Consider the following 25,923-nt stretch of genomic DNA (forward strand, 5'->3'; position numbering starts at 1 on the left):
CAAAGTTCAGAGACCTAGCCTCTGAATGTGTCGATTGCACAAGTGCGATTCCCGCGGGGGCGGCAGTTCGCTCTGACATGGGGGATACCAGACCATTTCGGCGGCATGACTGCGGCCATGCTCCATCGATCGAGAGCCTTCGTCCGCGAAGGCGGTGGCTCGCTGACCGTCCTCACGCTCGACGATCGACCCGATTATCCGGAACTTGAATGGAAGCTCCGGGCCGAGGGTGAGCTCATCGACGAGATGCAACTGCTCAACATCTGGGACTGGCTCCGTGAGCATGGCGTCAAGCGCAAGCCTGGAGGGCACGACGCCGTGACGGAGCTTGAACCGCGTGCAGACGACGAGGTGCACGTTCGCGATGGCACCGTGCTGTGCCGTCGACGAAGCAAAGACTCGGGGGAGTCGGCTGTCGACCGGTTCCGTGAAGACGGCTCACTGCTGATGACTGACCGGGAGACCGACTCGAAGCGCGTGGTCGTCTTCTACGACGAGTCGGGGGCACCGGTGCGGTCCTGGAAGAGCGTGTGGGCCGTGTACCGTTACTGGCTCGACGCGCTGACAGAGGGCAAGCGCAGCTTCATTGTCATTGACTCCAAGACGGCCGCGCGCTTCGTTCACAGTTATCAGCGCGACAACGTGATCACCATGCATATCATGCACGGCTCGCACCGCCGATCCGGCGACTCCGACGCTCTCCGGGCGTCACGCCGAGAGCCATTCGAGCACGCGCAGGAGTACGACGCACTGGTCACTCTGACACAGCGGCAGCGCCATGACATGCTTGCCGACGGTGCTCATCCGAATGAGCTGTTCGCGATACCCAACAGCCGTGCTCAGACTCCGTCCGTTCCTGCATCCGCTCATCATCGCGGACGTGGCGTCATGCTCGCTTCGCTGACCAAACGGAAGCGCGTGGACCACGCGATCCGAGCGGTCTCTGTCGTGCGCAGCCGGGGGTTCGACGTGACCCTCGACATCTACGGCGACGGTCCGGAGCGCGATCGGTTGCAGCAGCTCGTCGACGAGCTCTCACTTAGTGATGTTGTCGTCTTGAGGCCCTTCGAACGCCACGCCGCTGCTCGCTTCGCCGATGCTGACTTCAGCCTGCTGTCGTCAACGGCGGAGGGCTTGCCGCTCGTGCTTGTCGAAGCAATGGCTTACGGGTGCATTCCGATCTCTTACGACATTCGCTATGGTCCCGCAGACATCATTGCAGACGGTCGTGCGGGTTTCCTTGCTGACGATGGGGACGTCGAGTCGCTCGCTCGCGCCATTCTGCGCGAGCAGACGACGACGCACGATCGGCTCGCGCGCATGAGGCGCCGAGCCCAGACAATTTCCCTCCGCTACTCAGACCCGGTTGTCTCACGCCAGTGGGCGCGCGCGATGGAGATCGCACTTGAATCGAAGCGCGCGCGACGGTCGGGAGACGTCCGTCCCCTGGTTCGTGCGCGAAAGAGTCTTGGTCGACTGAAGCGCCGAATTCAGCGCGTGACGGGACTCGACCGTTAGCTCGCTTGAGTGGCTGGCGCACGTCGCACCACTCGTCCGCTCCATCGCCCGACGCGTCGACTCAGTTTCTGGGATGGTGCTTCGACGAGACTGTAGAAGCCGGCAGCGACGGCGAGACTGACGGGAACTCCGACTACTCCGCTCATCCACCAGAGCTCGTCGCCGAAGAGGAACCCGAACGTGCCGAGGATCGGCGCGTGCACGAGATAGAGACTGAACGATATTTTCCCCAGCCATTGCACGGGCGCAACCTCAAGCAGTCTCCTGCACGCGGGCCATGCCACCGCGAGCACGATGATGATCGCAGCCCCGGTACCGGCCAGCCCCCAGAGAAAGAGATTGCCGATGGTTCCCGATTCGAAGATCGGGCGCGCCACCCAGCTGGAGACCATGAACAGCGCGGCGGTTGCCGCCAGGCCTATCCAGACCCGGCGCCTCCGCTCTCGAGCTCCCCAGGCGACGATATCTTCGAGTCGGACGGCGATGAGCGTTCCCATCATGAATACCGGCAGGTACACCAGCGCGTCAACACTCGTGATCCGTCCAACCACGGTCAATGCCCCGCATGCCGCACCCAGGAGAAGTGCATACTTGCGGAACGCCGATGCGACGATGACAAAGACCGGTAGCAGGAGCGAGAAGAAGAGCTCCCAGCGCAGTGACCACAGGACGTTATTGATGTCATACGTCGTCTGGAAGAGCGAGGCTTCGCTGAGCAAGCTCTCAAAGCTGACGGTCGAGGCCTGGGCATCGCGCATCCACGATCCCTCGGGTACCGTCGCTGGATCTCTGGGAATGAGCACGATGAGTATCGCAGCCAGCACAAGCGACATGATCACAGGCAGATACAGCCGAAGTACGCGGTGAGGATAGTACGTCGTCCACCCAAAGCCTTCCTTGAGGGCAGGCAGAGCGACCACGAGTCCGGAGAGCACGAAGAACACGAGAACGGACTCCGTACCGACGAAGAGGAGTTTGAGCGGACTCTGAGTCAGCCACGCCCAGAGTTCGCCAGAGACGTGCGGACGGGCGATGAGACTCACGTGATACAGCATCACCACAAGTGCGGCGACCCCTCGCACGCCGTCTAAGCTGCGGATTCTCCCCAAACTCGGCATTGATCACACGTTACGAGCGCGCGCTGGATGAACACTGGGTCAGTGCTCCGTGAATCATGACAGCGTTGCGCGGCGTCCCCGCCGTGGCCGCTCGTTCGAGAGCTCGAAGGCCGCGGATGTACTGAGCGATCGTGCGGCCTCGTCGATCCACTGACGGGCGGCATCGAGAAGCAAAAGCGTCGCGGAGTCGGCCACTTGGCGTTGCCGAGGTTGCGATTCGGCGCGTTCTGGGCTCGCTGGTGCGAGAGCGGCGCGATAGCTTCGAATCAGCTGGTCAATGGGAGCGTCGGGAATCGACGAAACAACGAGTACCTGATCGAGCATCTCCGACCAGTCGAGCGATGCGCCCTGGGCGGACGCGCGCATCCATTCGGCGGCAGCAGTGCGCCCCGACGACGTCAGGCCGTATCGCTGTAGGCCGTCGAGCGTTGTCCCAGCCTCAACCACGAGACCCGCTTTGCGGAGTCTTTCGAGGGTGCCGTAGACCTGTCCCACGTTGATTCCGTTGCGGTGAGGAGCGCGCGCCACAAGCTCGTCGCGAAGCTGCAGCCCGTACGCGGGCCCAAGCGTGAGGATCGCGAGCAACCCGTGTTTGACGGCCACACCTTCTCCTCTCTCACCTCTATACCGAGTATAGGCAGTCGTGAGCGCACGGCGGTGGTTCCCGACTCGCCGAGGAGGCGGGATGCTGCAAAGCTTGTCATCTTCTCAACACCTGGGGCATAATGTGCAGAGAACGACAGTTCGGATAACTTCATAGGGCAGTCGCACAGTCGCCGTCACTGGTCGTAGGGGAAGACGTACCGGTGAAACAAGGGAGACAAGATGACGACGCCAGCTGCTCGGGGAGTGATCTACATTCACTCGTCGCCACGCGCGCTGTGCCCCCATGTGGAATGGGCGGCCGGACGCGCTCTTTGTCGTGCGGTCAATTTCAACTGGACCGACCAGCCTGTCCTGCCCGGCAGCCAGAGAACCGAGTTCTACTGGGAAGGAAGCCAGGGCATGGGAGCCGCGATCTCGTCTGCCCTGCGCGGCTGGGAGCACTTGCGCTACGAGGTGACGGAAGACGCTACGCCAGGCTCCGACGGCGGACGCTGGATGCACACGCCTGATCTCGGAATCTTCTATGCCCAACTCGACACTGCCGGCAACACGGTAGTACCCGAAGACCGAATCCGAGCCGTCATGGAGTCCTCCCACGGCTCTGCCGATGCGCTCGTGGAAGGTCTCGGAGTCGCGCTCGGTCAAGCCTGGGACGACGAGTTAGATGTCTTCCGTCACGCGAGCGACACCGCGCCCGTCGTGTGGTTGCACAAGGTGGGCTGAACAACACATCACCGGACTCGAACGAGTGAGGGCTCCTTCCGCACGGAAGGAGCCCTCACTCGTCTACTCAGTACCGTCAAAGCGTCACGAGACGGAACGAAACGCAGCCACGGCGTTGTGTCCGCCGAAGCCGAACGAGTTCGAGATGGCCAGCTGGTCTCTCTGCCCGAGATCCTGGACATCGCCAGAGACCGTGAGAGGAATCTCTGGGTCCTGCGTCGTGATGTTGATCGTCGGCGGCGCGGTGCGCTCTGCGATGGCGTAGATCGAGAACACTGACTCGAGAGCACCCGTTCCTCCGAGCAAGTGACCTGTCGACGCCTTGGTTGCCGACACGGGGATCTCGCTGACACGATCACCGAAGACGGCGCGCAGGGCCGCATACTCGGCAACATCGCCAACAGGCGTGCTTGTGGCGTGTGCGTTGATGTGCGTGACGTCGTCGGCTGACGCGCCTGCCTGTGTCAGCGCGAGTTCGACAGCACGGCTCGCGCCACGCCCCTCGGGGTCGTTCGCCGTGATGTGGTAGGAGTCAGCGGTCACGCCGGTTCCGGCGAGCTCCGCGTAGATGTGAGCACCGCGCGCACGCGCGTGTTCCTCTGTTTCAAGAACGAGGCTTGCAGCGCCCTCGCCCATCACGAACCCGTCGCGGTCGATGCTGTAGGGCCTCGAGGCCGTCTCGGGGGAGTCGTTCCGCTTCGAGAGGGCCTGCATCGAGGCGAACGACGCGATCGTGATCGGGTGAATGGCTGACTCTGTGCCTCCGGCGATGACGACGTCGGCGAGGCCAAGCTGTAGATGCTCGTACGCGTTCGCAATCGACTCGGTGCTCGACGCACAGGCGGAGGCGACGGTTCGCGCGAATGCACGAGCACCAAAGTGCATGGACACCGCCGCAGATGCAGCATTCGGCATGAGCATGGGAACAGTCATCGGCAGAACGCGCCGCGGGCCGCGCTCACGCAGCGTGTCCCACGCGTTCAAAAGCGTCCACACGCCGCCGATGCCGGTTGCATAGTCGACGCCGAGACGTTCTGGCTCCACGTCTGGCTCACCAGCATCCGCCCATGCCTCCATTGCGGAGATCAGCGCGAACTGACTGGACGGATCAAGACGCTTCGCCACCGGTCGTTCCAGGACCTCGCTCGGGCGGACCTTAGCCTCCGCAGCGAACGTTACGGGGATGGAGTACTCGTCGATCCAGTCGTACTCGAGGTTGTGCGCTCCAGACTCCTTGGCCAACAGCGCCTTCCAGCTTTCACGGGCGGTTCCGCCGAGCGGCGAGGTCGCGCCAATTCCGGTGACGACGATCTTCTTGGTCATTCCTACGACTCTCTCAGGGTCAATCGTGCTTGCTCGACGTCCGCGCGGGCACGCGTTTCGCGGCCCGCGCCGGAGTCGTGCGAGCTAGGCCTGGGCCTTGACGATGTAGTCGACGGCGTCGCGGACGGTCTTGAGGTTCTTGACCTCTTCGTCCGGGATCTTGACGTCGAACTTCTCTTCAGCGTTCACGACGATGGTCATCATCGAGATCGAGTCGATGTCGAGGTCGTCTGTGAACGACTTGTCGAGCTCGACCGTGTCCGCTGCAATGCCGGTCTCATCGTTGACGAGCTCGGCGAGGCCAGCGAGGACTTCTTCGTTGGACAGTGCCATGTGTTTCTCCTTGAGTGTCGATTGACCGATGAACAGTCTAGAGGTCAGGACGGTGATGAGCCGAGAGGCTGCCTACGGCAGAACGATGATCTGCGCGCCGTACACGAGCCCCGCGCCAAATCCGATCTGCAGCGCAAGCCCTCCCGAAAGCTCCGGGTGCCCCTGAAGGAGCCGGTGCGTTGCAAGCGGAATGGATGCTGCCGAGGTGTTGCCCGTCGACTCGATATCGCGCGCGATCACAACGCTCTCCGGCAGGCCGAGCTGCTTGGCGAACTCGTCGATGATCCGCATGTTCGCCTGGTGCGGCACGAACGCGGCGAGGTCAGACGGGGAGATTCCCGCCTCGTCGATCGCCTTGCGCGCAACCTTCGCCATCTCCCACACGGCCCAACGGAAAACGGTCTGTCCCTCTTGACGAAGGGTCGGCCATTCGGCTTTGCCGTCACGGTAATCGACGAGTGTCCCGTTCATCCCCACCGCGTCAGCTCGAGATCCATCGGATCCCCATACCGTGGGGGAGATTCCCGGCGTGTCGCTCGGCCCGATGACGGCGGCCCCGGCGCCGTCTCCCAGCAGGAATGAGATCGTCCGATCCGTTGGGTCGACGACGTCGGACAGCTTCTCAGCCCCGATGACGAGAGCGTAGCGCGCTGCACCCGAGCGGATGAGGGCGTCGGCCTGGGCGACAGCGTACGTGTATCCAGCGCACGCAGCGTTGATGTCGTATGCGGCTGCTGGGTTAGATCCCACGCGGTCGGCGACGACGGCGGCCATGGACGGGGTCTGCTGGACGTTGCTGATCGTTGCGATGACGACAAGGTCGATGTCTGCCGGGTCGACGCCTGAGACGCGAATTGCCTCGTGTGCGGCATCCGTCGCCATATCGATAGCGAGAACGCCAGCTGAGGCGCGTGTGCGCGACACGATTCCCGTGCGCTGCTGAATCCACTCATCGGAGGAGTTGATCGGCTCAACGAGGTCGTCGTTGGGAACGGCCAGGTCTCCGCGTGACGCACCGAATCCGAGAAAGCGCGTGTGTGCGGATCCTGCTGACTGATTGATCGTGGGGGTAGTCATGGCTCTTTCGTGGGTCAGGCGGCAGTAATCATGTCGGCGGCGGCATCGAGGTCATCGGGCGTGTTGACAGCGAGCGTTGGAATGCCCTTGAGACCGCGCCTGGCGAGGCCGATCAATGCGCCAGCAGGTGCCACCTCGATCACCCCGGTCACACCGGCGTTGACGAACGACTCCATGCACAGGTCCCACCGGACGGGTGAGGCCACTTGCGTGACGAGCAGATCGCGGAATTTCGCACCGTGGCTGATCTCCGAACCGTCGTTGTTCGTCCAGAGTCGGAGCGAGGGGTCGGTCGCGGGGAACGTGTCTGCCCGCGCCGCGAGGAACTCTCGTGCGTCGCTCATGTATCGAGTGTGGAAAGCACCGGCGACTTTGAGGGGCATGACGCGCGCCTTGGCCGGCGGCTCATCAGCGAGGCGCGCAAGTGCCGGAAGCTCACCCGCCACGACGATCTGCCCCCCGCCGTTGAAGTTCGCCGGCTCGAGTCCCACCGCTCGTGCCGTTGCGACCACGTCGTCCGGATCGCCTCCGAGCACTGCGCTCATTCCGGTCGACACCTGCCGAGCAGACTCTGCCATCGCCGCTGCCCGCTCGCTCACGAAGGCCATCGCGTCTGCCGATGTGAGCACGCCAGCGCCAGCCGCGGCCGTGATCTCGCCAACCGAGTGCCCGGCGATGCCGCCAATACGGTGGAGAACGTCGCGCTGGGCGAGCTGATGCAGAACGAGGAGGCCCGCCGCGACGATCAGCGGCTGCGCAACAGCGGTGTCTTTGATGGTCTCGGCGTCGCTCTCGGTGCCGTACGCGACAAGATCGAGTCCAGCAGCATCCGAATAGTCGGCGAGAAGCGCTCTCGCCTCAGCTGATTCGATCCAGGGAGCGAGAAAGCCAGGTTTTTGTGAGCCCTGTCCAGGGCAGACGATGACAATCACCGTTCTAGTCTGCCGCGCCAGCGCGACTCGCGTGTGTTGAACACCGACGAAGAATCAGAGGATCCTTTGTGGCACTGCTCACGGTCACCCTCGTCTTCTGCGCGTTGGCTCGTGCTCGGCGATGGAACCGAGGATCAACGCCGCTTGCAGTATGAGCGCTTCACGCGCTCCCGTGGCGTCCCACCCGATGACCTCAGACACACGCTTCAGCCGATAGCGGACCGTGTTTGGGTGCACGAAAAGCTCGCGGGCCGTCGCCTCAAGCGAGCGTCCATTGTCGAGATAGCACCAGAGCGTCGTCGCGAGTTCGGTGGAATGGTCTTTCAACGGCCGGTAGACACGGTCGACGAGCGTGCGCTTTGCGAGAGGATCGCCGGCGAGAGCTCGCTCCGGAAGCAAGTCGTCAGCGAGCACGGGGCGCGGCGCGTGTCGCCAGGCGCGCGCGACGGCGAACCCGGCAAGTGCTGCGCGGGCGCTCTGCGATGCCTCGATCAGCGTGGGCACGGGATGACCGAGCACGAGGTGGCCATCGCCGAATCCTGACTCGAGCTGCGATGCGATCTCCTGGAACGAGAGGGCAGGTGCAGTGCCAACGGTGTCGTCGCCTTCTGCGCTTCGTGGCTCAGACCGTCCGATGACAAGGACGAGCCGTTTGCCCTGCACGCCGATGAGCACGTCCGCCTGCATATGCCGGGCAGCGCGCCTCAGATGGTCGACGTCGAGCTGCGGGGGAGCCGTGCCGACGAGCACGCAGACCTCGCCGTGACCATGCCACCCCAGCGCGGCGATTCTGCTCGGAAGCTCGTCATCGGTCTCGCCGGTAAGAATGGAGTCGACGACAAGTGCTTCAAGGCGCGCGTCCCAGAGTCCTCTCGCTTCTGCAGCGCGTGCGTAGACGTCCGCGGCGGCGAACGCGATCTCGCGCGAATAGAGCAGGATCGCCTCTCGCAGTTGTTCATCGCGCCCAGCGACTCTTTCCTCGACCACTTCCACCGTGACCCGGATCAGCTGGAGTGTCTGCTGGAGGCTCACAGATCGGAGCAGTTCACGCGGCGCGGCACCAAAGACGTCCGCGGCGATCCACGGCGTCGACCGCGGATCGTCGAACCAGGCGATGAACGACGAGATGCCCGCTTGAGCCACCAAGCCGACGGAGCTGCGCCTGCCGGGCGGCATGTCGGCGTACCACGGCAGAGTGTTCTCCAGCCGTTTGATCGTGACCGTGGCGAGCTCTCCCGAAATTCGGCGCAGCCAGGCGAGTGTTTCTTCTTTGTTCCGTGGCACGTTAGAGCTGTCTCCTCGCTGTCACCAACGATTCTGTCAGGGCGGGAAAGAACATCGCTCCCGACCACTCAGCCTAACCATCTCTGCGGTTAGCCTTGTTCGAGTTCTTCTTCAGAAAGGTACGGCAGATGCTCTCCATCGGTGACGTCGCTCCCGAGTTCGACCTGCCCGACCAGCACGGGCGGCGCCTTCGGCTCAGCGATCTGCGCGGCACACGGACGGTGCTCGTCTTCCTTCCACTCGCATTCTCCGCCGTCTGTGCGGGCGAGCTCGAGCAGCTTTCCGCCGACGAGCGGATCTTTGAGGCGGCTGGCGCAGAGGTCGTCGGCGTGACCGTCGACTCGATGTTCAGCTTGCGCGCTTGGGCCGATTCGGTGGCAACCAGCATCCGCCTGCTCTCGGACTTCTGGCCCCACGGAGCCGTGTCTGCTCGCTACGAAGCTTTCGACGCCGCACGGGGCCGAGCACAGCGCGTCACGGTGGCGATCGACGGCGAGGGCAGGGTGGTCACGACGTTTTCGACGCCCGCCGACCGGGCTCGGACGACCGAGATGTATGTCAGCGCCCTCGCCGAGTTCGATCGCAGCGCGTGACCCGCTATCATTGACACGTCGCGCACGCGGCAGGGGCCTTTAGCTCAGTTGGTAGAGCGCCACGTTTACACCGTGGATGTCGTCGGTTCGAGCCCGGCAGGGCCCACCTCAAAGGCGGCGATGCCGCGACGCCACGGGCTGTCAGCCGTCACGTCTCCGTGCGACGATCTCCCCGATCCACGTGGGAGCGTAGGGTGACGTGCAGCCTGGCGGTGTCGGATAGTCCTTCAGAACCTCGAGCCGCTCGCCAATGGTGATCGCTCGAGTGCGGTGCTCGGGGTGCATGATCCCGATCTGAGCGAGACACGCGTTCATCTGCCACTGGAGTGGATCGGGAGCAGTCTTCATCGACAACTCGATCGCATCGAGCAGCCCACGAAGATCGATACCGTCCGGGTTCTTGACGACACGATCGGAAGTCAGCGCCCACCCGGCGCTCCGGACGAGCGGATCGTCAGCGCCGAGCCAGGACACGCGGAGTTCTTCTGCATGGGGTGACTTCTTTGCGACGTAGTTGACAAACCACTCTCGCACCTTGGGAGCACGTGCTTCACGCAGCATCCGATCGAGCTGAGCAGAGTCGTACTGCCGCGGGCTACTGATCAGAACCGCGAGAAGCTGCAGCCCGGTCTCGTGAGTCGCCCAGAGTTCGCGTGCCAGTTCTGGCTGCTTCTTCAGCCTCTTTGCGATCGAGCGCAACGCGGTCAGGTTGATCCCGTGGTCGTCTCCCCGGCGTTCATTGGCCGCGCGCAGACCAGGATCCTCCAGTTGGGAAAGCTCGGTTCTGAGATCAGCGACGTTCTCGCCTGTCATGCCCACACCCCACTCCCCGTCAGGCTTCAAGACTAAGCCGCCGGGGCCGCTGGGTCGCGTAGGCTGGGCGAGTGGCCGTTTTACTCGCAGATATCCTTGCCGTCGCAGACGAGCTGTGGCCGCGCTCCGGTGCCGAGGACTGGGACGCCGTGGGGCTTGTGAGCGGGGACCCGCGTGCGCACGTCGAACGCGTGATCCTTGCCGTCGATGCCGTTCGCGGAACCGTGGACGAGGCCGTCGACGAGAACGCGCAGCTGATGCTGGTGCACCATCCGCTCCTCATGCGCGGAGTGACGAGCGTGGCAGCTGATCGCTACAAAGGAGACCTGCTCACGCGACTGATTCGTCACGACTGCGCGCTCGTGACCGCGCATACGAATGCTGACGTCGTCGATGGGGGAACATCGTCGGCCATGGCGAATGCGCTCGGCGTCGTCGACAGTGAACCCATCACCCCCGCTCGGAACGGCGTCGGGGGAATCGGGCGCGTGGGAGACCTGACAGGCGAACTCACCCTCGAGCAGTTCGCCGCGCGTGTGGCAGATGCGTTGCCCAAGACCGTCAGCGGCGTTCGCGTGGCGGGCGACGCGACGGCATCCGTTCGGAGAATCGCGATCTGCGGCGGGGCGGGGGACTCTCTGCTTGCGCACCCCTCCGTAACCTCCGCTGACGTGTACGTGACGAGCGACCTGCGCCACCATCCGGCGTCGGAATCGCGAGAGCAGTCGATGCTCACGGGGGGCCCCGCGTTGATCGACGTCTCGCACTGGGCGGCCGAGTCGCTCTGGCTTTCGAACGCAGCGGCGCAGCTCACCGCACGATTCCCCACGCTCGACGTACGAGTGAGCGACGTCCGAACCGACCCGTGGGACTTCTCCGTCCGCAACGCTTGATGAAAGAGACATACGTGAAGGCACCGAACTCCGAGCAGAAGAAGCTCCTCGATCTTCAGCAGTCCGACTCCGGTATCGACCGGCTCCGCCATCGCGAAAGGAATCTCCCCGAAGACCACGCGCTCACCGAAGCGAACGCTGAGCGTGACGCCATCACGCGTCGGCTCGCGACAGAGGTCGGCGCCGTCGAAGATGCGCAGGCCGATCTTGCACGCCTCGAATCGGATGCGGCGACAGTTGCGGCGCGCATGCAACGAGATGAACAGCGATTGCAGCAGACGTCGTCCGTCAAGGATGTCGCAGCGCTCGAGGCAGAACTTGATTCCCTGAGAAAGCGCACGTCGGCTCTCGAAGAGCAGCAGCTCGAGGTGATGCAGGCGGTCGAGGACGCCACGGTCGTCGCCGATAGCACCCGAGCGGAGAGCAGCGCCATCAGCGACCGCATCTCGGAGATCACCGCGCAGCGACAGTCGTCCCTTGACGCGATCGCCGCCGAAATGGGCACGCTCAACGGTGCTCGCACAGCCCTCGCTCAGTCGCTCGATACAGCCTTACTGGAGATCTACGAGAAGCAGAGGGCGAAGACCGGGATCGGCGCAGCGCTGTTCCGGGCTGGGACGTGCGGTGGCTGCACCATGACTCTCACCGGTCAGGACCTCGCCGACGTGCGCGCTGCAGCCATCGACGATGTCGTGCGCTGCCCCGAGTGCAACTGCATCGTGGTTCGTACGGAAGAGTCCGGACTCTGGTGAGCACGCTACGATAGAAGCGTGAACGGGTCGGCAAGACGGTCGCGTCACCGGTAACGGTGCCGAGGAACGTCCGGGCTCCGCAGAGCAGGGTGGTGGGTAACACCCACCCGAGGTAACTCGCGAGACAGTGCAACAGAAAGCAGACCGCCACACGGTCAAACCGTGCGGTAAGGGTGAAAGGGTGGTGTAAGAGACCACCAGCATCCGAGGTGACTCGGATGGCTCGGTAAACCTCGCCCGGAGCAAGGCCAGACAGGGAACCATGAGGCTGCTCGTCTCGTTCCCGGGTAGGCCGCTAGAGGGCCGTGGCAACACGTCCCCGAGAGAGATGGCCGTCGATGGCGTTCGTCGCCTGAACAGAACCCGGCGTATCAGCCGACCCGCTCACACCCTCGCGACATGCTTGTCGGAGGCTCGCGCCGCAGCGCCGAGAATCCCCGCATTGTTGCGCAGCTTGGCGGGCACGATCTTCGCAGTGAGGTCGAGCAGGGGCAGGAAGTGCTCGTGGTGCTTCGACACGCCGCCCCCGACGACGATAAGGTCGGGCGAGAGATACACTTCGCACGCGCTGTAATACCGCTGGAGACGTTGTGCCCACTGGCTCCAGGAGAGATCCTCTCGTTCTCGAGCAGCGTTCGACGTCGTCGTCTCGGCATCCTTGCCGTCGAGTTCGATGTGACCAAGCTCGACGTTAGGCACGAGCTTGCCGCCCGAGAGAATCGCGGTTCCGATGCCCGTACCCAGAGTGGTCATCAACGTGACCCCACGAACATCGCGTGCAGCTCCATAGCGAAGCTCAGCGAGCCCGGCAGCATCCGCGTCATTGAGAAAGCTGATGTCTCGGGACAGCGCGTCTTCGAAGAGCTTCTCGGCACCGAGGCCAATCCACTCGTCGGAAACGTTCGCAGCCGACATCGTCACCCCGTGTTTCACGACTGCGGGAAAGGCGACACCGAGCGGTGCATCTGCGATGTCTTCTGTCGAGAGCCTCTCGAAGAGCGTCGCCACCGCCTCGATGACATCGTCAGGGCGCGCTCCCTCTGGAGTCGGAACCTTGATGCGCTCGCTGATCAGCGACCCTGTGCGGACATCGACAGACGCCCCCTTGATGCCCGTTCCGCCGATATCGATTCCGATGGCGACGTTCGTGTCATGCGAGCTCATAACGACAGATTACCGGTGTCAGGGAAGAGTGAGCACTTCGGCGCCGCGTTCGGTCACGACAAGCGTGTGTTCGAACTGCGCGGTGAGTGATTTGTCCTTCGTCGTCACCGTCCAGTCGTCTGCCCACATGTCCCATGTGATGTCGCCCGCCGTCAGCATCGGTTCGATCGTGAAGACCATTCCCGGCTGCATCACGGTTGAGTATTCTGGCGCGGCATCGTAGTGAGGCACGATCAATCCCGAGTGGAACGCCTCTCCGACGCCGTGGCCCGTGAAGTCGCGAACAACTCCGTACCCGAACCGCTTAGCGTAGGACTCGATGGCACGACCGATCACGTTGAGTTCGCGGCCCGGCGCGACCGCCTTGACTCCGCGTCTCAACGCCTCTTCCGTGCGTTCGACGAGATCGCGGGCCTCACGCGTCGCGTTGCCGACGACGAACGTTCGATTCGTGTCTCCGTGCATGCCGTCGTGGAAGGCAGTGATGTCAATATTGATGATGTCGCCGTCCTCAAGGACCGTGTCGTCGGGGATTCCGTGACAGATGACCTCGTTGACCGAGCTGCACAGCGACTTGGGGTATCCGCGATAGCCGAGTGTCGATGGGTACGCTTCGTGGTCGACGAGGAACTCGTGCCCGACGCGATCGAGCTCGTCAGTAGTGACTCCGGGTCGGATGTGCGCTCCGACCGCCTCGATCGCGCGAGCGGCGATGATGCTCGACTCTCGAATTCGCTGGATCTGCTCCGCAGAATACACGTCGTTTCCCCTGTAGGGGGTTGGCGACTTCTTGCCGACATATTCCGGCCGGGGGATCGATCGAGGTACCAGCCGCTGAGGTCCGACACGTCCGGCAACCAGATGACCGTGAGAATCCTTGGGCATAGACTCGATCCTAATTGAGCGGAAGGAGCACCGATGACTGACGATCCATCGACCAAATACTGGTACAACCTCAAGACCGGCGAAGTCGAGCAAGGCTATGTGTCGCCCTCCGTCGACCGAGCAGGTCCTTTCGAGACGGCTGAGGAAGCGTCGCACGCGTTGGAGCGCCTCGCGGAGAACAGCCGCAAGTGGGCCGAGGAAGAAGAATCCGAGAACAACTGAGGCGCGACGGACTGCGCAGCACGTCACTCAACGACTAGCCTGGAACAAGGCGTCAGCAGCGGGTGAAAGGGGAGTGGATGGACAAGCAGCGTGACTTCGTTCTTCGCACGATCGAAGAGCGTGGCATCAAGTTCGTGCGGCTGTGGTTCACCGACGTCGTCGGAACTCTCAAATCCGTGGCCATCGCCCCGGCAGAAGTCGAGGGCGCGTTCGCTGAGGGTCTGGGATTCGATGGTTCCGCGATCGAGGGGTTCACGCGAAGCTACGAGTCCGACCTGCTCTCAGTGCCGGACCCGGGAACCTTCCAAGTGCTTCCCTGGCGCGGCGAGATCGACCCGACGGCGCGCATGTTCTGCGACCTCACAACCCCAGACGGACAGCCAGCGGCTGCCGACCCGCGACACGTTCTCAAGCGGACTCTCGCGAAAGCCAAGGACCTCGGCTTCACGTTCTACACTCACCCCGAGGTCGAGTTCTATCTGATGAAGTCAGCGTCGCTCGTGGACGGCGGACCTGTGCCCGTCGACGACGCGGGCTACTTCGATAATGTTCCCGGAGGCACAGCCCACGACTTCAGGCGTCGTGCCGTCACCATGCTGGAAGACATCGGGATCTCCGTGGAGTACAGCCACCACGAGGGCGGACCGGGCCAGAACGAGATCGATCTTCGCTACGCCGACGCGCTCACGACCGCTGACAACATCATGACGTTCAGAACCGTCGTCAAAGAAGTCGCCATTGAGCAGGGCGTCCATGCTACTTTCATGCCCAAGCCGATGTCCGGGCAGCCCGGCTCAGGCATGCACACCCACATGTCGCTGTTCGAAGGCGACACCAACGCGTTTTACGAAGCCGGATCGCAGTACCAGTTGTCGAAAGTCGGCCGCCAGTTCATCGCCGGGCTGCTGACGCACGCGCAGGAGATCACGGCCGTCACGAACCAGTTCGTGAATTCGTACAAGAGAATCTGGGGCGGCGACGAGGCACCGAGCTTCGTCACATGGGGTCACAACAACCGCTCTGCGCTCATTCGCGTTCCAATGTACAAGCCGCACAAGGGCCAGAGCTCGCGCGTCGAGTACCGCGGCATCGATTCAGCCTGCAATCCCTATCTCGCCTTCTCGCTCATGCTCGCTGCCGGTCTCAAGGGGATCGAAGAAGGATATGAGCTTCCAGCAGAGGCCGAGAACAACGTATGGAGCCTGTCTGACACGGAACGACGGGCCCTCGGATACGAGCCGCTGCCGTCGAATCTCGATCACGCGGTGCAGTACATGGAGCAATCGGAACTCGTGGCCGAAACCCTCGGCTCGCAGGTGTATGACTATTTCATGTTGAACAAGCGACAGGAGTGGCACGACTATCGGGCTCAAGTGACTCCGTACGAACTCCGCACGAACCTCACCGCTCTCTGACGCGCTCATGGTCGCACGTGATCAATCGGCGCTGAGCGGCCTGGCTCGCTCCGGATTCTCACGATTGACGGAAGCGAAGCAATGGCTGGCCGAACTCAGCGAGCTTCTCGATGTTCCGGCGGACGCTCTCGCCCCGGAACTGAGCGTAGCGGCGGACCCGGATTCCGCGCTCACGCACCTTATAGCTCTCGAGCGCACGCACGAGGGATCCGTCGGCGGCCGATGGGCCGAGGAGACGCAGCGGCACGCGCTCATCCGCCTGCTCGGCGCGTCGAGCGGTCTTGCTGAGTTCTTTCTGAGACACCCGGAGCATCTCGATGTCCTTGCCCTGACCCGAGAGGACATCCCTTCAGCATCCGACATGCGCGCCGATTTCTTCACAGCTCTCGGCGTAACCAACGGCTTCGCGGCCTCAGGTGGTGACGACGCCGCGTGTCTGCTGAGGGAGCGTTATCGGCGCCTTCTTGCGCGCATCGCCATCGTCGATCTCTCGGCGCAGGACCCGAAAGAGGTTCTCGAGCGGGTGACAGCACATCTCTCGGATGCTGCCTCCGCAGTTCTCGAGGCCGCACTCGCCATCGCTCGGACACGACTCACGGCACCGGATGTCGGGCGAGCCCTCTTCCCGAGAGCAGATGTTGAACTCACGCGATTCGCCGTGATCGGCATGGGAAAGGCGGGCGCCCGGGAGCTCAACTATGTCAGCGACGTCGATGTCATATACGTGGCCGAGGGCGATGGCGAACTCAGCCAAAGTCGCGCGATCGACGTCGCAACGCGGCTGGCAATGCACATGCAGCGGATCGTCGATGAACCGGCCGTCGAACCGGGTCTCTGGGAAGTGGATCCGAATCTGCGCCCTGAAGGCAAAGATGGCGCTCTCGTTCGCAGTCTGGATTCGCACCTGGCGTACTACGAACGCTGGGCGAAGAGCTGGGAGTTTCAGGCACTGCTCAAGGCGCGTCCCCTCGCGGGTGACACGGTGTTGGGCCGCGAGTACGTCGACGCGGTATCACCGCTTGTCTGGGACAGTGCGCACCGGAGTGACTTCGTCGAGTCCGTCCAGGCCATGAGAGGACGTGTGACCGCGAACATTCCTGCAGACGAGGTGCAGCGCCAGATCAAGCTCGGACCGGGCGGTCTCAGGGACGTCGAGTTCACCGTGCAGCTGCTGCAGCTTGTTCACGGTCAGGCCGATGAAAGCGTGCGCCATGGTGGCACGCTTCCTGCTTTGAGCGCGCTCTCTGATGCTGGCTACATCGGCAGGCAGGAGGCAACAGACTTCGCCGATGCCTATCGGTACCTCCGCGTTCTCGAGCATCGACTTCAGCTCGCGCGTCTACGACGCACGCACCTGATGCCACGCGAAGAGGAGAACCTTCGGGTTCTCGCACGCTCCGCTCGGCAGTCCGGCGGCGCTTCTTCGCTCGTGCGCACGTGGGAGAAGACGAAGCACGACGTCCGTGAACTGCATGAACGCCTCTTCTTCCGACCGCTCCTGAGCGCAGTGGCGGCGTTGCCTGAAGACGAGCTCACCCTGAGCACGGATCAGGCGAAGGCGCGACTCACCGCGATCGGATTCCGGGACCCGCGCGGTGCGCTCGGTCACATCGCCGCCCTCACTGCGGGAGTGTCTCGCCGCGCGACGATCCAGCGGCATCTTCTGCCCGTCATGCTTCGCTGGTTCGCTGAAGGCGCAGACCCCGACTATGGCCTCCTGGCATTCCGCCGCCTGAGTGACGCGCTCGGTTCGTCTCACTGGTTCTTGAGGATGCTGCGCGATTCATCGATGGTCGCCGAGCGGTTGACGCGGGTGCTTTCGAGCTCACGCTATGTGGGAGAGCTCCTTGCCGCATTCCCCGAGTCTTCGGCCTGGCTCGAAGACGACACGGAGCTTCGCCCCATCGGGTTCCCGGCACTCCGCGACGAGATGCGGGCCATCTTCTCACGGCACGAATCTCTCGAGCGTGCGGCGAAAGCCGTGCTCCGAGTGCGCCGCCGCGAGATTCTGCGGCTTGCCCTTGGCGCGATTCTCGACATCGACGGTGTCACTGAGCTCGGTCCAGCGCTTGCAGACGTCACGGACGCGACGCTCCAGGGAATGCTGCGTCAGATTCGTGCGACAGTTCCCGGCGGTGAGCTCCTCGAGTTCGCAATTGTCGGCATGGGGCGATTCGGGGGAGCAGAACTCGGCTTCGGGTCGGACACCGACGTTATTTACGTTTTCCGACCGCTGACTGAAGACACGGCGAAGGCACAAGACGTCGCGCAGAAGTATGTTGCGGAACTCACCCGGCTCACCGACGACCCCGTGCTGCCTTTGGACCTCGATGTTGATCTCCGCCCGGAGGGCAAAAACGGCCCCGTCGTCAGGTCGCTCGAGTCGTATCGCGCGTACTACGCGCGATGGTCGCTCACCTGGGAGGCACAGGCTCTCCTGCGAGCTCGAGGTGTCGCGGGCGATGAAGGCCTCATCCGCGACTTCATCGAGCTTGCGGACACCGTCCGCTATCCCGCGCAGATCAGCGAGAACGATGTTCGCGAGGTCAAACGAATCAAAGCGCGTGTCGAGAACGAGCGGCTGCCGAGGGGCGCCGATCCATTGCGACACGTCAAGCTGGGTCGCGGCTCGCTCAGTGACGTCGAGTGGTTTGTGCAGCTCATCCAGTTGCAGTACGCCCACGAGGTCGTCTCTCTCCGGACCACGTCGACTCTCACGGCGCTTGAGGTGGCGGTCGAGTCCGGGCTCGTCAAGCCCGATGAAGCCGAGCAGCTGCGTGAAGCGTGGACTTTTGCATCACGGGCGCGCTCGGCGATGACGCTGTGGCTGAACCGCACGACGGACGTCCTGCCGATCGAGCGCAGGCAGCTCGAAGGTATCGCACGCATACTCGAGTACCCTCCGGGTTCCGCCGGCGCTCTCGAGGAGGACTATTTCGCCATCACACGTCGCGCCCGTCGCGTCTTCGAGCAGTCGTTCTACGGACGCCCCGACGTACCTCACACGCGAGCGTTCTGACTCCGATGACGTGAGGGGCCGGCGGTTGTCACCGCCGGCCCTCCACGCTCTAAACGCCGTAATACAGCTCGAACTCGAACGGGTGCGGTCGCAGGGCGAGTGGTTTCAACTCGTTCTCGCGCTTGTAGTCGATCCACGTGTCGATAAGCTCGCGAGTGAAAACGCCTCCTTCGAGAAGGAAGTCGTGGTCGGCTTCGAGAGCATCGAGAGCTGCACCGAGTGAGGCCGGAACCTGAGGAATGCCCTTTGCCTCCTCTGGCGGAAGCTCGTAGAGGTCCTTGTCGATCGGCTCGAGCGGTTCGATTCGATTCTTGATGCCGTCGAGCCCGGCCATGAGCTGTGCCGCGAAAGCCAGGTACGGGTTCCCCGATGCGTCCGGAGCACGGAACTCCACCCGCTTCGCCTTTGCGTTCGTGCCCGTGATGGGGATGCGAATGGACGCAGAACGGTTTCCAGCCGAATACACGAGATTCACCGGTGCCTCGAACCCCGGCACGAGCCGGTGATACGAGTTGACCGTCGGGTTCGTGAATGCGAGCACCGCGGGCGCGTGCGCGAGGAGCCCGCCAATGTACCACCGTGCGACGTCAGAGAGCCCGCCATAGCCGTTCTCGTCATAGAACAGCGGCTGATCCCCGTTCCAGAGCGACTGGTGGGTGTGCATTCCCGATCCGTTGTCGCCGAACAGCGGCTTCGGCATGAACGTCGCCGTCTTTCCCCATTGAGTCGCTGTGTTCTTGACCACGTACTTGAACTTGAGAATATCGTCGGCCGCGTGAACCATCGTGTCGAAACGGTAGTTGATCTCGCCCTGCCCCGCCGTGCCCACCTCGTGGTGACTGCGTTCGAGCTCGAGTCCGACGTCGGTCAGCTTCAGGCAGATGTCGTCGCGGAGGTCGGCGTGCTGGTCCACTGGGCTGACGGGAAAGTAGCCGCCCTTGAACGGCGTCTTGTTGGCCAGGTTGCCTCCCGGCTCCTCACGCCCTGAGTTCCATGCTCCTTCGCTGGAATCGACGCTGTGGAAAGCCGAGTTCTCCTTTACTTCGTACCGAACGTCGTCGAAGATGTAGAACTCAGCTTCCGGCGCGAAGAATGCGGTGTCGGCGACGCCCGTCGACGTGAGGTACTTCTCGGCTTTCTTCGCGACCTGCCGGGGGTCCTTCGCGTAGATCTCTCCCGTGCGCGGGTTGTAGATGTCGAAGATCAAGACGAGCGTGCGCTCGCGACGAAACGGGTCCACATAGCCGGTCGAGACGTCGGGGATCAGCTGCATGTCCGATTCATGGATGCTGGCGAAGCCACGAATCGAGGAGCCGTCGAACAGCTGGCCGACCGTGAAGAAGTCCTCATCGACGGTGGACGCCGGAATGTTGAAGTGCTGTTGCACTCCCGGCAGATCCGTGAAGCGGATGTCGACGAACTTGACATCTGTCTCCTTGATGAATTCGAGAACTTCCGTTGGGGAACTGAACATTCGTAGGTCACTCCAGATGTCTGACTCTGATCACGCTGCACCGTGCAACGACATCACCATAGGTCGAGGCGATTTCTCGTCGATATCGCTCATGTTTCCACGATGTTTCGTCCAGACGGCGCAGCTAGAATGGCGTGGTGCCACCTTCCAACATACCCGGTCAGACTTTCGGGGACCTCGCTCCCAGCGCCTATCCGGGTGAAAGACTCGGTCTCCCGCGCGAAGGGCACGGAAGCGTGGCCCGCTTCGGACGCCGGCTTATGGCGCTGGTGATCGACTGGGCGATCGCGTCGCTCGTCGTCTCTGGGATCGCTGCGCTGGTGCCGGCGTGGAACGCTGTCTCACAGCATCCGGCGACGATTCCCCTCGTCTTTGCGGTTCTGCAGATCGTCTTCATCTCGACGATCGGGGGGAGTATGGGGCACCGCCTGCTCGGCCTGCGAATCGTCCCGCTCGCCGGCGGGTATGTCGGGCTGTGGCGCCCCGTCGTGCGCACGGTGCTGTTGTGCCTCGTCGTGCCCATCCTGGTCTGGGATTCAGATCAGCGCGGATTTCACGACAAGATCGCGGGTACGATGCTGATTCGCGGGTGATGAATCAGCGCGCCCGCTGCGGTCGAACCTTGAACGGGTCGACGCCTTTCGGGATGGGCAGCTGGTTGTTCAAGGAGCCAAGGCGATTCGTTACCGCGAGAACTTCTGCCTTCGTCAGTTCGCGCTTGACCTTGCGCATGGACTTGGCGAGCTTGTACAGAGGAATCGAGTTTTCATCGGGGCCGACGTGGAACACAGAGATCGGCACGTTGGGGAGCACGCGCTTGACCTTGCGCCGCTCGTCTTCAAGCATCTTCTTTGTGCGAGACGCAGGACCTTCCGCGACGAGTGCGACGCCACCGCGGCCGACGGCGCGGTAGATGGCGTCTTGCGTGCGCCCATTAACGTTTACCGGCATTTCGCTTCCCGCCCAGCCTCGAGGAAGAGAGCTCTTGAACACCGCGCCAACGGCACCTGCCTGGCCGCTGATCTGGCCGTATGCCGCACGTTCCGCGCGACGTCCCAGAATGATCATGGCGACAAGCAGCCCTGCGAGCACGCCCGCGAGAATCCACATGATCATCATAAAGACGTTTCCGCCAGCCAGGAACACGGCGAGCAGTACGCCAGCGGCGACGGGGAGCACGAAGCCCAGCAGCATCCACCATTGCGCCATGGAGTCGTAGCGGCGCGTCATCTGGAAGACCTGCCACATCTGCTTCAGGCGACCGGGTTCCTTTGGTGCTTTCGCGCGCTTTGACTCTCGTGCCATGACATCAAGGATACGTCACCGCGCATGCTGGTTTCTCCGCCCGCTACCGGTCTCCGATGTTTCTTTCGCCCACAGCGGACAGTTTGCACGCGCTATGCACAGCGGGCACGTGCTTCGGTCTGATTGCAGTGCAGACGGGGCACACTCGTCTCATGACACGATCTGACACGACCGAGGCGAACCTGACCCAGCGTTCCGTGTCCCATGACGACGTCGTCTGCGGTTTTCGTGTGCTTCGTCGATTGCACACGGGGGAGCGGACACACGCATTCCTGGCCAGTGATGCGCAGAGCAGGCACGTTGTTCTTCGAGTCTTTCTCGGCTCTGAAGGTCCTGCACGCTCGCGTGAGGAACTCGAGCTCGCGGCACGCGTCGCTAACGATCACGTGCAGTCCGCCGACGATGTCGGTGCTGCCGCGCTTGACGAGCCCGTTCTCGTGTGCGAACGACTGGGACGACGGCTCAGTGAGTTGCTCGAGAACGCCGGATTTGTCGCTGCCGGCTCAATCGTGACGCTCGCAGCACCCCTCGCGTCAGCGTTGAAGGAGCTTCATTTCGCCGGTATCGCACATGGATCCGTGGATGTCGCCCATGTGCGATTCGCCGGAGACGGGCGTCCTGTGCTTGTCGGTGCAGACGGAGGTCTGCCCGCGACCCCCGGCAACGATCAAGGCCGACCTGGAGGGACTCGCGTATGTCGTCGCCTCTGCGCTGCACCACAGCGATGAGCGAACACGTTCCCAGGGGGCGTCCCAGGTCACGTCGTGGCTGCAGGATCAATGCTCGGGGCCCGAGAAGCCACCAGGCGAACTGTACGACGATCTCGAGTGCCGCATCTTTGCGCTCGCCCCGCCTCTGCCTTTCGCCGTCGGCCGTGAAGCGACGTCCAACGAGTATCACGGTGAGGGGCGTCGTTCACGTCAACTGCGCGAACGGCACCGTGACAGCACGCTGTCCGCGCTTCTCGAGGGGGAGCTGTCATTCTCACTACCCGCTGCCGTTGCGGTGCTGCGCCGTATCCGCGAAGGGATGCGGGCGAGGAGCAGAGCGGCAAGGCTCGCGGGCGTGGCGGCTCTGGTCTTCGTGGTCTGCCTGGTCGGTGCCTTCTTGCTCCTGCCGCAATCGACGTCAGCGCGTGAACCCGCGCACGGCACCCCTGTGCGAACGACTGCGCCGGCCGCCGTCGTCCCTGCCGCCTCTCCGGATCTGCCACCAATCGATGCTCTCGACGCACTTCTCGATGCTCGCACCGAGTGTCGCCATTCCGCGCAGGTTTCGACATGTCTTGGCGAGCTGTATGAGCCCGATTCTCCCGCGCTCGACGCAGACCTGTCAGCGGCCGAATCTCACAAGGCTGATCCGTTTCCCACCCTCAGCCTCCCGGCCACCGCCCGCACGTATTCGAAGCCCGAGACGAGTGGCGGAGCTGTCGTAGTCACGATCGGCGACGCGCAGAGCACGCAAAAGCCGGTCTCCGTCCTCATGATCAGGACGGAGACCGGCTGGCTGCTTCGCGACGTGTTCGCCGTTTAGAGACCGAGCTGACCTTCGAAATCCTCGGTTTCCAGCGCATTCGTCATGGACGCGAGGAACCTCGACGCGTCCGTGCTGTCGATGATGCGCTGGTCATACGAGAGAGACAGGTAGACGACGGACCGAATGGCGATTGCGTCAGTCCCCGCAGAGTCGACGACAACCGCGCGCTTCGACACTGCACCGACGCTGAGCGCGGCAGACTGCGGCAGAAACACCAGTGGCGTCTCGATGAGCGTGCCACGAGCGTCCGAGCTCGCGATCGTGAACGTTCCGCCAGACAGCTCGTCTGGCTTCAAGCTGTTCGACCGGGTGCGTTCTGCGAGGTCGTCAATTGCCGCGGCAAGTCCGGCGACGTCAAGCGACGACGCGTTCTTGACCACGGGGCTGAGCAGGCCACGATCGGTGTCAACAGCAACGCTCAGGTTCTCGTCCGACGGGTACACAATCTGGTCCCCGTCGACGGTCGCGTTGATGACGGGCTGCTCCTGCAGCGCTTGAATCGCCGCCTTTGCAATGAACGGCAGGATCTCGAGGGCTTTGCCCGTCTTCTTTGTGAACGCGTCCTGCACCCGATCGACGAGCTGCGTCACAGTTGTGATGTCGGCCTCGATGACCGTCGTCACCTGCGCGGTTGCCTGACGCGACGAGACCGCCTGTTCGGCGGCGACCTTGCGCAGACGCGTCATCGGCTGCGTCGTGCCGCGCAACTCGGAGACAGTGGCAGGAGCTGGAGTTTTCGCGGACGACGTGTCATTGCGCGACGCAGCCTCGAGGACGTCCTCCTTGCGAATGCGTCCGCCCACGCCCGTTCCCTCGACTGTAGAGAGGTCGACGCTGTGCTGGTTGGCCAGGCGCCGCACGAGGGGCGTCACGTAACCCGCATTGCCAGAGACGTCAGCGGACTCCTGCTGCGAGGATGCGGTGTCGGCTTCGCTCTGGGACGACGACGATGTTTCTGCGCCACGCTGTGTGGAGGACTCAGCGGAAGCCGGCTCGGACTCCGCCTGTTCTGAATCGGTGTCACCGCCCTGGTCATCAGATTCGTCGGACGATTCACCGCTCGAGGAGGCCGGCGGCTGCGCTGGCGACTCTTCTTCTGCTTCGGGCTCCGGCTCGGGAGCTTGAGACTCTGGCTCGCTTTCCTGAGCCTCCGGCTCCGCTGGAGCATCAGAGCCGCTGGTTCCTGAGCCGTCGCCGACCTTCGCGAGTGGCGCACCAACGTCGATTGTGTCGTCTTCTTGAGCGAGGATCTCCTCAAGGACACCCGCTACAGGCGACGGGATCTCCGTGTCGACTTTGTCGGTTGACACCTCGAGAAGCGGCTCGTCGACGTCGACGTGATCGCCCACGCTTTTCAGCCAGCGGGTGACCGTTCCTTCAGTGACACTCTCGCCGAGTGCCGGAAGGTTCACCGTTTCGCTCATGACCTAGTCTCCTTTGAAAGCAATTCGTACTCCTAGCGTACCGATCAGAGAGCGTGAAGCGGCTTGCCCGCGAGCGCGAGGAATGCTTCGCCGAGGGCCTCGTTCTGCGTGGGGTGGGCGTGGATGAGAGGCGCGACGTCCTCCGGGTATGCCTCCCAGTTCACCGCGAGCTGAGCTTCTGCGATGAGTTCGCCGACGCGTGCACCGATCATGTGAACACCGACAACAGGCCCGTCGTTGACACGCACGACCTTGATGAGGCCGCTCGTGTCGATGATCTCGCTCTTGCCGTTGCCTGCGAGGTTGTAGTCGTACGCCGTGATCTTGTCGTCGCCGTACTCTTCCTTTGCCTTCGCCTCCGTGAGTCCGACCGATGCGACCTCCGGGTCACAGTAGGTGACCTTGGGAATGCTCGAGTCGGGAATGATGACAGGATTCTGGCCGGCGATCTCTTCAGCGACGAAGATTCCCTGCTGGAACCCGCGGTGTGCGAGCTGAAGGCCCGGGACGATATCTCCGACGGCGTACACGCCCGTGACGTTCGTCTCGAGACGATCGTTCGTGAGCACGAACCCGCGGTCCATCTCGACACCGACCTCGTCGTATCCGAGGCCTTCCGTCACGGGGCCGCGACCCACCGCGACGAGGAGCAGGTCCGCGTCGATCGTCTCGTCGTTCTCGAGCGTGACGTGAACGCCGTTGTCGTTTTGCTCAACGTCTTTGAACTTGACACCAATCTTGTAGTCGATGCCACGACGGCGGAACTGGCGCTCCAGCAGCTTACTAATCGTCTCGTCTTCGTTCGGTACGAGGTGCGGGAGTCCTTCGATAATTGTCACCTCGGCCCCGAACGAACGCCACACACTGGCAAACTCGACGCCGATGACGCCTCCGCCGAGAACAGCGACCTTCTCGGGCACGTAGTCGAGCTGCAGCGCCTGCTCACTCGTGATCACGCGGCCGCCGATCTCAAGCCCAGGAAGCGAGCGGCTGTATGACCCCGTGGCGAGAATGATATTCTTGCCCGTCACCGTCGTGTCACCGACCTGCACCGTCGTCGGGGACGTCAGGCGTCCCTCGCCCTCGATGGTCGTGATCTTGCGAGCCTTGACGAGGCCCTGAAGCCCCTTGTACTTCTTCGCGACAATTCCCTCGCGGTACTTCGTCACTCCCTCAATGTCGATTCCATCGAGTGACGTCTTCACTCCGAACTTTGCGGAGTCGCGTGCGTAGTCAGCAACTTCGGCGGCGTGCAAAAGGGCCTTCGTTGGGATGCACCCGCGGTGGAGGCATGTGCCGCCGACCTTGTCCTTTTCGATCAGCGCGACAGAGAAGCCGAGCTCGCTCGCTCGGAGCGCCGCTGCGTATCCGCCACTTCCGCCGCCGAGTACGACGATGTCAAAATTCTGCTCCGACACTGAGCTTCTCCCTTTGCCGATTGTTGATGCGGTTTCGATCGTCCGCCGGTGTGCAGCAAGCGACCGTTCGGTTGCGCTGAAGCGCCTCTTCGACCT

Annotated in this window: 24 protein-coding genes, 1 tRNA gene and 1 other RNA gene; 12 read left to right on the forward strand and 14 right to left on the reverse strand. The window is 63.1% G+C overall.

Annotated features, from left to right (window positions below; translation table 11 throughout):
- Positions 1-27: 27 nt before the first annotated feature.
- Positions 28-1,518 carry a glycosyltransferase gene (locus ATJ78_RS10840; protein WP_143741409.1) on the forward strand — a complete coding sequence of 497 codons (1,491 nt, stop codon included), beginning with the start codon at positions 28-30 and terminating at the stop codon, positions 1,516-1,518.
- Here the strand turns inward: ATJ78_RS10840 and ATJ78_RS10845 are convergent.
- Both ATJ78_RS10845 and ATJ78_RS10850 read right to left on the reverse strand, forming a co-directional pair.
- Positions 1,515-2,636, reverse strand: coding sequence for an acyltransferase family protein (locus tag ATJ78_RS10845; RefSeq protein WP_098407604.1), 1,122 nt, complete (start codon positions 2,634-2,636; stop codon positions 1,515-1,517). The genes ATJ78_RS10840 and ATJ78_RS10845 overlap by 4 nt on opposite strands.
- A gap of 54 nt (positions 2,637-2,690) precedes the next feature.
- Positions 2,691-3,239, reverse strand: coding sequence for a PadR family transcriptional regulator (locus tag ATJ78_RS10850; protein WP_169923442.1), 549 nt, complete (start codon positions 3,237-3,239; stop codon positions 2,691-2,693).
- A gap of 222 nt (positions 3,240-3,461) precedes the next feature.
- On the opposite strand from ATJ78_RS10850, the gene ATJ78_RS10855 reads away from it, so the two are divergent.
- On the forward strand, positions 3,462-3,965 hold the full coding sequence (locus ATJ78_RS10855) for a DUF3145 domain-containing protein (protein WP_098407606.1): 504 nt from the start codon (positions 3,462-3,464) through the stop codon (positions 3,963-3,965).
- Positions 3,966-4,049: 84 nt separating this feature from the next.
- Here the strand turns inward: ATJ78_RS10855 and ATJ78_RS10860 are convergent, their stop codons facing one another.
- From ATJ78_RS10860 to ATJ78_RS10880, 5 genes are all read right to left on the reverse strand, one after another.
- Positions 4,050-5,288 (reverse strand): beta-ketoacyl-[acyl-carrier-protein] synthase family protein, encoded by a 1,239-nt coding sequence (locus ATJ78_RS10860; protein ID WP_098407607.1) that lies wholly within the window; start codon positions 5,286-5,288, stop codon positions 4,050-4,052.
- Between the two features lie 84 nt (positions 5,289-5,372).
- On the reverse strand, positions 5,373-5,621 hold the full coding sequence (locus tag ATJ78_RS10865; RefSeq protein WP_098407608.1) for an acyl carrier protein: 249 nt from the start codon (positions 5,619-5,621) through the stop codon (positions 5,373-5,375).
- A 72-nt stretch (positions 5,622-5,693) separates the two neighbouring features.
- Complete coding sequence (locus ATJ78_RS10870; protein WP_098407609.1) at positions 5,694-6,698, reverse strand: beta-ketoacyl-ACP synthase III; 1,005 nt, start codon at positions 6,696-6,698, stop codon at positions 5,694-5,696.
- 14 nt (positions 6,699-6,712) lie between these two features.
- A complete protein-coding gene (locus ATJ78_RS10875; RefSeq protein WP_098407610.1) occupies positions 6,713-7,630 on the reverse strand; it encodes an ACP S-malonyltransferase in 918 nt (305 codons plus the stop codon).
- A gap of 84 nt (positions 7,631-7,714) precedes the next feature.
- Positions 7,715-8,914 carry a PucR family transcriptional regulator gene (locus ATJ78_RS10880; RefSeq protein WP_098407611.1) on the reverse strand — a complete coding sequence of 400 codons (1,200 nt, stop codon included), beginning with the start codon at positions 8,912-8,914 and terminating at the stop codon, positions 7,715-7,717.
- A 128-nt stretch (positions 8,915-9,042) separates the two neighbouring features.
- On the opposite strand from ATJ78_RS10880, the gene ATJ78_RS10885 reads away from it, so the two are divergent.
- Both ATJ78_RS10885 and ATJ78_RS10890 read left to right on the forward strand, forming a co-directional pair.
- Complete coding sequence (locus ATJ78_RS10885) at positions 9,043-9,507, forward strand: redoxin domain-containing protein (protein WP_098407612.1); 465 nt, start codon at positions 9,043-9,045, stop codon at positions 9,505-9,507.
- Positions 9,508-9,540: 33 nt separating this feature from the next.
- Positions 9,541-9,613 (forward strand) — tRNA-Val (locus ATJ78_RS10890).
- Between the two features lie 35 nt (positions 9,614-9,648).
- On the opposite strand, the gene ATJ78_RS10895 is transcribed toward ATJ78_RS10890, so the two are convergent.
- Positions 9,649-10,320 carry a DNA alkylation repair protein gene (locus tag ATJ78_RS10895; RefSeq protein WP_098407613.1) on the reverse strand — a complete coding sequence of 224 codons (672 nt, stop codon included), beginning with the start codon at positions 10,318-10,320 and terminating at the stop codon, positions 9,649-9,651.
- A 71-nt stretch (positions 10,321-10,391) separates the two neighbouring features.
- Between ATJ78_RS10895 and ATJ78_RS10900 the strand changes: the two genes are divergently transcribed.
- The 3 genes from ATJ78_RS10900 to rnpB all read left to right on the forward strand — a co-directional run bounded on the left by ATJ78_RS10900 (position 10,392) and on the right by rnpB (position 12,352).
- Complete coding sequence (locus ATJ78_RS10900) at positions 10,392-11,213, forward strand: Nif3-like dinuclear metal center hexameric protein (protein ID WP_098407614.1); 822 nt, start codon at positions 10,392-10,394, stop codon at positions 11,211-11,213.
- 14 nt (positions 11,214-11,227) lie between these two features.
- Positions 11,228-11,965, forward strand: coding sequence for a zinc ribbon domain-containing protein (locus tag ATJ78_RS10905; RefSeq protein WP_169923443.1), 738 nt, complete (start codon positions 11,228-11,230; stop codon positions 11,963-11,965).
- Positions 11,966-11,988: 23 nt separating this feature from the next.
- Positions 11,989-12,352, forward strand: an RNA gene (gene rnpB, locus ATJ78_RS10910) — RNase P RNA component class A.
- On the opposite strand, the gene ppgK is transcribed toward rnpB, so the two are convergent.
- Together ppgK and map are read right to left on the reverse strand one after the other, a co-directional pair.
- Complete coding sequence (gene ppgK, locus ATJ78_RS10915) at positions 12,350-13,129, reverse strand: polyphosphate--glucose phosphotransferase (protein WP_098407616.1); 780 nt, start codon at positions 13,127-13,129, stop codon at positions 12,350-12,352. The two genes, rnpB and ppgK, sit on opposite strands and share 3 nt — an antisense overlap.
- 18 nt (positions 13,130-13,147) lie before the next feature.
- Entirely contained in the window at positions 13,148-14,014 is an 867-nt protein-coding gene (gene map / locus ATJ78_RS10920; RefSeq protein ID WP_098407617.1) for a type I methionyl aminopeptidase, read from the reverse strand.
- A gap of 33 nt (positions 14,015-14,047) precedes the next feature.
- Here map and ATJ78_RS10925 point away from each other — a divergent pair, with 33 nt between their 5' ends.
- The 3 genes from ATJ78_RS10925 to ATJ78_RS10935 all read left to right on the forward strand — a co-directional run bounded on the left by ATJ78_RS10925 (position 14,048) and on the right by ATJ78_RS10935 (position 18,670).
- Complete coding sequence (locus ATJ78_RS10925; protein WP_098407618.1) at positions 14,048-14,236, forward strand: hypothetical protein; 189 nt, start codon at positions 14,048-14,050, stop codon at positions 14,234-14,236.
- 77 nt (positions 14,237-14,313) lie between these two features.
- Complete coding sequence (glnA, locus tag ATJ78_RS10930) at positions 14,314-15,651, forward strand: type I glutamate--ammonia ligase (RefSeq protein ID WP_098407619.1); 1,338 nt, start codon at positions 14,314-14,316, stop codon at positions 15,649-15,651.
- A 7-nt stretch (positions 15,652-15,658) separates the two neighbouring features.
- Complete coding sequence (locus tag ATJ78_RS10935; RefSeq protein ID WP_098407620.1) at positions 15,659-18,670, forward strand: bifunctional [glutamine synthetase] adenylyltransferase/[glutamine synthetase]-adenylyl-L-tyrosine phosphorylase; 3,012 nt, start codon at positions 15,659-15,661, stop codon at positions 18,668-18,670.
- A 49-nt stretch (positions 18,671-18,719) separates the two neighbouring features.
- Here the strand turns inward: ATJ78_RS10935 and glnA (ATJ78_RS10940) are convergent, their stop codons facing one another.
- Positions 18,720-20,144: a type I glutamate--ammonia ligase gene (gene glnA, locus ATJ78_RS10940; RefSeq protein ID WP_098407621.1), complete on the reverse strand. Its 1,425-nt coding sequence runs from the start codon at positions 20,142-20,144 to the stop codon at positions 18,720-18,722.
- Between the two features lie 137 nt (positions 20,145-20,281).
- Between glnA (ATJ78_RS10940) and ATJ78_RS10945 the strand changes: the two genes are divergently transcribed.
- On the forward strand, positions 20,282-20,737 hold the full coding sequence (locus ATJ78_RS10945) for an RDD family protein (RefSeq protein ID WP_434061496.1): 456 nt from the start codon (positions 20,282-20,284) through the stop codon (positions 20,735-20,737).
- Positions 20,738-20,741: 4 nt separating this feature from the next.
- On the opposite strand, the gene ATJ78_RS10950 is transcribed toward ATJ78_RS10945, so the two are convergent.
- Positions 20,742-21,449, reverse strand: coding sequence for a DUF4191 domain-containing protein (locus ATJ78_RS10950; RefSeq protein WP_098407623.1), 708 nt, complete (start codon positions 21,447-21,449; stop codon positions 20,742-20,744).
- A 591-nt stretch (positions 21,450-22,040) separates the two neighbouring features.
- Between ATJ78_RS10950 and ATJ78_RS10960 the strand changes: the two genes are divergently transcribed.
- Positions 22,041-22,982 (forward strand): hypothetical protein, encoded by a 942-nt coding sequence (locus ATJ78_RS10960; RefSeq protein WP_211288459.1) that lies wholly within the window; start codon positions 22,041-22,043, stop codon positions 22,980-22,982.
- Here the strand turns inward: ATJ78_RS10960 and ATJ78_RS10965 are convergent.
- Together ATJ78_RS10965 and lpdA are read right to left on the reverse strand one after the other, a co-directional pair.
- A complete protein-coding gene (locus ATJ78_RS10965; protein ID WP_098407626.1) occupies positions 22,979-24,409 on the reverse strand; it encodes a 2-oxo acid dehydrogenase subunit E2 in 1,431 nt (476 codons plus the stop codon). The genes ATJ78_RS10960 and ATJ78_RS10965 overlap by 4 nt on opposite strands.
- 44 nt (positions 24,410-24,453) lie before the next feature.
- Complete coding sequence (gene lpdA / locus ATJ78_RS10970) at positions 24,454-25,827, reverse strand: dihydrolipoyl dehydrogenase (protein WP_098407627.1); 1,374 nt, start codon at positions 25,825-25,827, stop codon at positions 24,454-24,456.
- Positions 25,828-25,923 lie beyond the last annotated feature (96 nt).

Source organism: Paramicrobacterium agarici, from assembly GCF_002563955.1.
GTDB lineage: Bacteria > Actinomycetota > Actinomycetes > Actinomycetales > Microbacteriaceae > Paramicrobacterium > Paramicrobacterium agarici.

Excerpts from the sequence above, each read along its gene's own strand:
- ATJ78_RS10895 (WP_098407613.1), bottom strand. The coding sequence starts at position 10,320 with ATGACAGGCGAGAACGTCGCTGATCTCAGAACCGAGCTTTCCCAACTG.
- ATJ78_RS10855 (WP_098407606.1), top strand. The coding sequence starts at position 3,462 with ATGACGACGCCAGCTGCTCGGGGAGTGATCTACATTCACTCGTCGCCA.
- ATJ78_RS10860 (WP_098407607.1), bottom strand. The coding sequence starts at position 5,288 with ATGACCAAGAAGATCGTCGTCACCGGAATTGGCGCGACCTCGCCGCTC.
- ATJ78_RS10870 (WP_098407609.1), bottom strand. The coding sequence starts at position 6,698 with ATGACTACCCCCACGATCAATCAGTCAGCAGGATCCGCACACACGCGC.
- ppgK (WP_098407616.1), bottom strand. The coding sequence starts at position 13,129 with ATGAGCTCGCATGACACGAACGTCGCCATCGGAATCGATATCGGCGGA.
- ATJ78_RS10845 (WP_098407604.1), bottom strand. The coding sequence starts at position 2,636 with ATGCCGAGTTTGGGGAGAATCCGCAGCTTAGACGGCGTGCGAGGGGTC.
- map (WP_098407617.1), bottom strand. The coding sequence starts at position 14,014 with ATGCCCAAGGATTCTCACGGTCATCTGGTTGCCGGACGTGTCGGACCT.
- glnA (WP_098407619.1), top strand. The coding sequence starts at position 14,314 with ATGGACAAGCAGCGTGACTTCGTTCTTCGCACGATCGAAGAGCGTGGC.
- ATJ78_RS10960 (WP_211288459.1), top strand. The coding sequence starts at position 22,041 with ATGTGCGATTCGCCGGAGACGGGCGTCCTGTGCTTGTCGGTGCAGACG.
- ATJ78_RS10935 (WP_098407620.1), top strand. The coding sequence starts at position 15,659 with ATGGTCGCACGTGATCAATCGGCGCTGAGCGGCCTGGCTCGCTCCGGA.
- ATJ78_RS10885 (WP_098407612.1), top strand. The coding sequence starts at position 9,043 with ATGCTCTCCATCGGTGACGTCGCTCCCGAGTTCGACCTGCCCGACCAG.
- ATJ78_RS10965 (WP_098407626.1), bottom strand. The coding sequence starts at position 24,409 with ATGAGCGAAACGGTGAACCTTCCGGCACTCGGCGAGAGTGTCACTGAA.
- ATJ78_RS10950 (WP_098407623.1), bottom strand. The coding sequence starts at position 21,449 with ATGGCACGAGAGTCAAAGCGCGCGAAAGCACCAAAGGAACCCGGTCGC.
- ATJ78_RS10865 (WP_098407608.1), bottom strand. The coding sequence starts at position 5,621 with ATGGCACTGTCCAACGAAGAAGTCCTCGCTGGCCTCGCCGAGCTCGTC.
- ATJ78_RS10925 (WP_098407618.1), top strand. The coding sequence starts at position 14,048 with ATGACTGACGATCCATCGACCAAATACTGGTACAACCTCAAGACCGGC.
- glnA (WP_098407621.1), bottom strand. The coding sequence starts at position 20,144 with ATGTTCAGTTCCCCAACGGAAGTTCTCGAATTCATCAAGGAGACAGAT.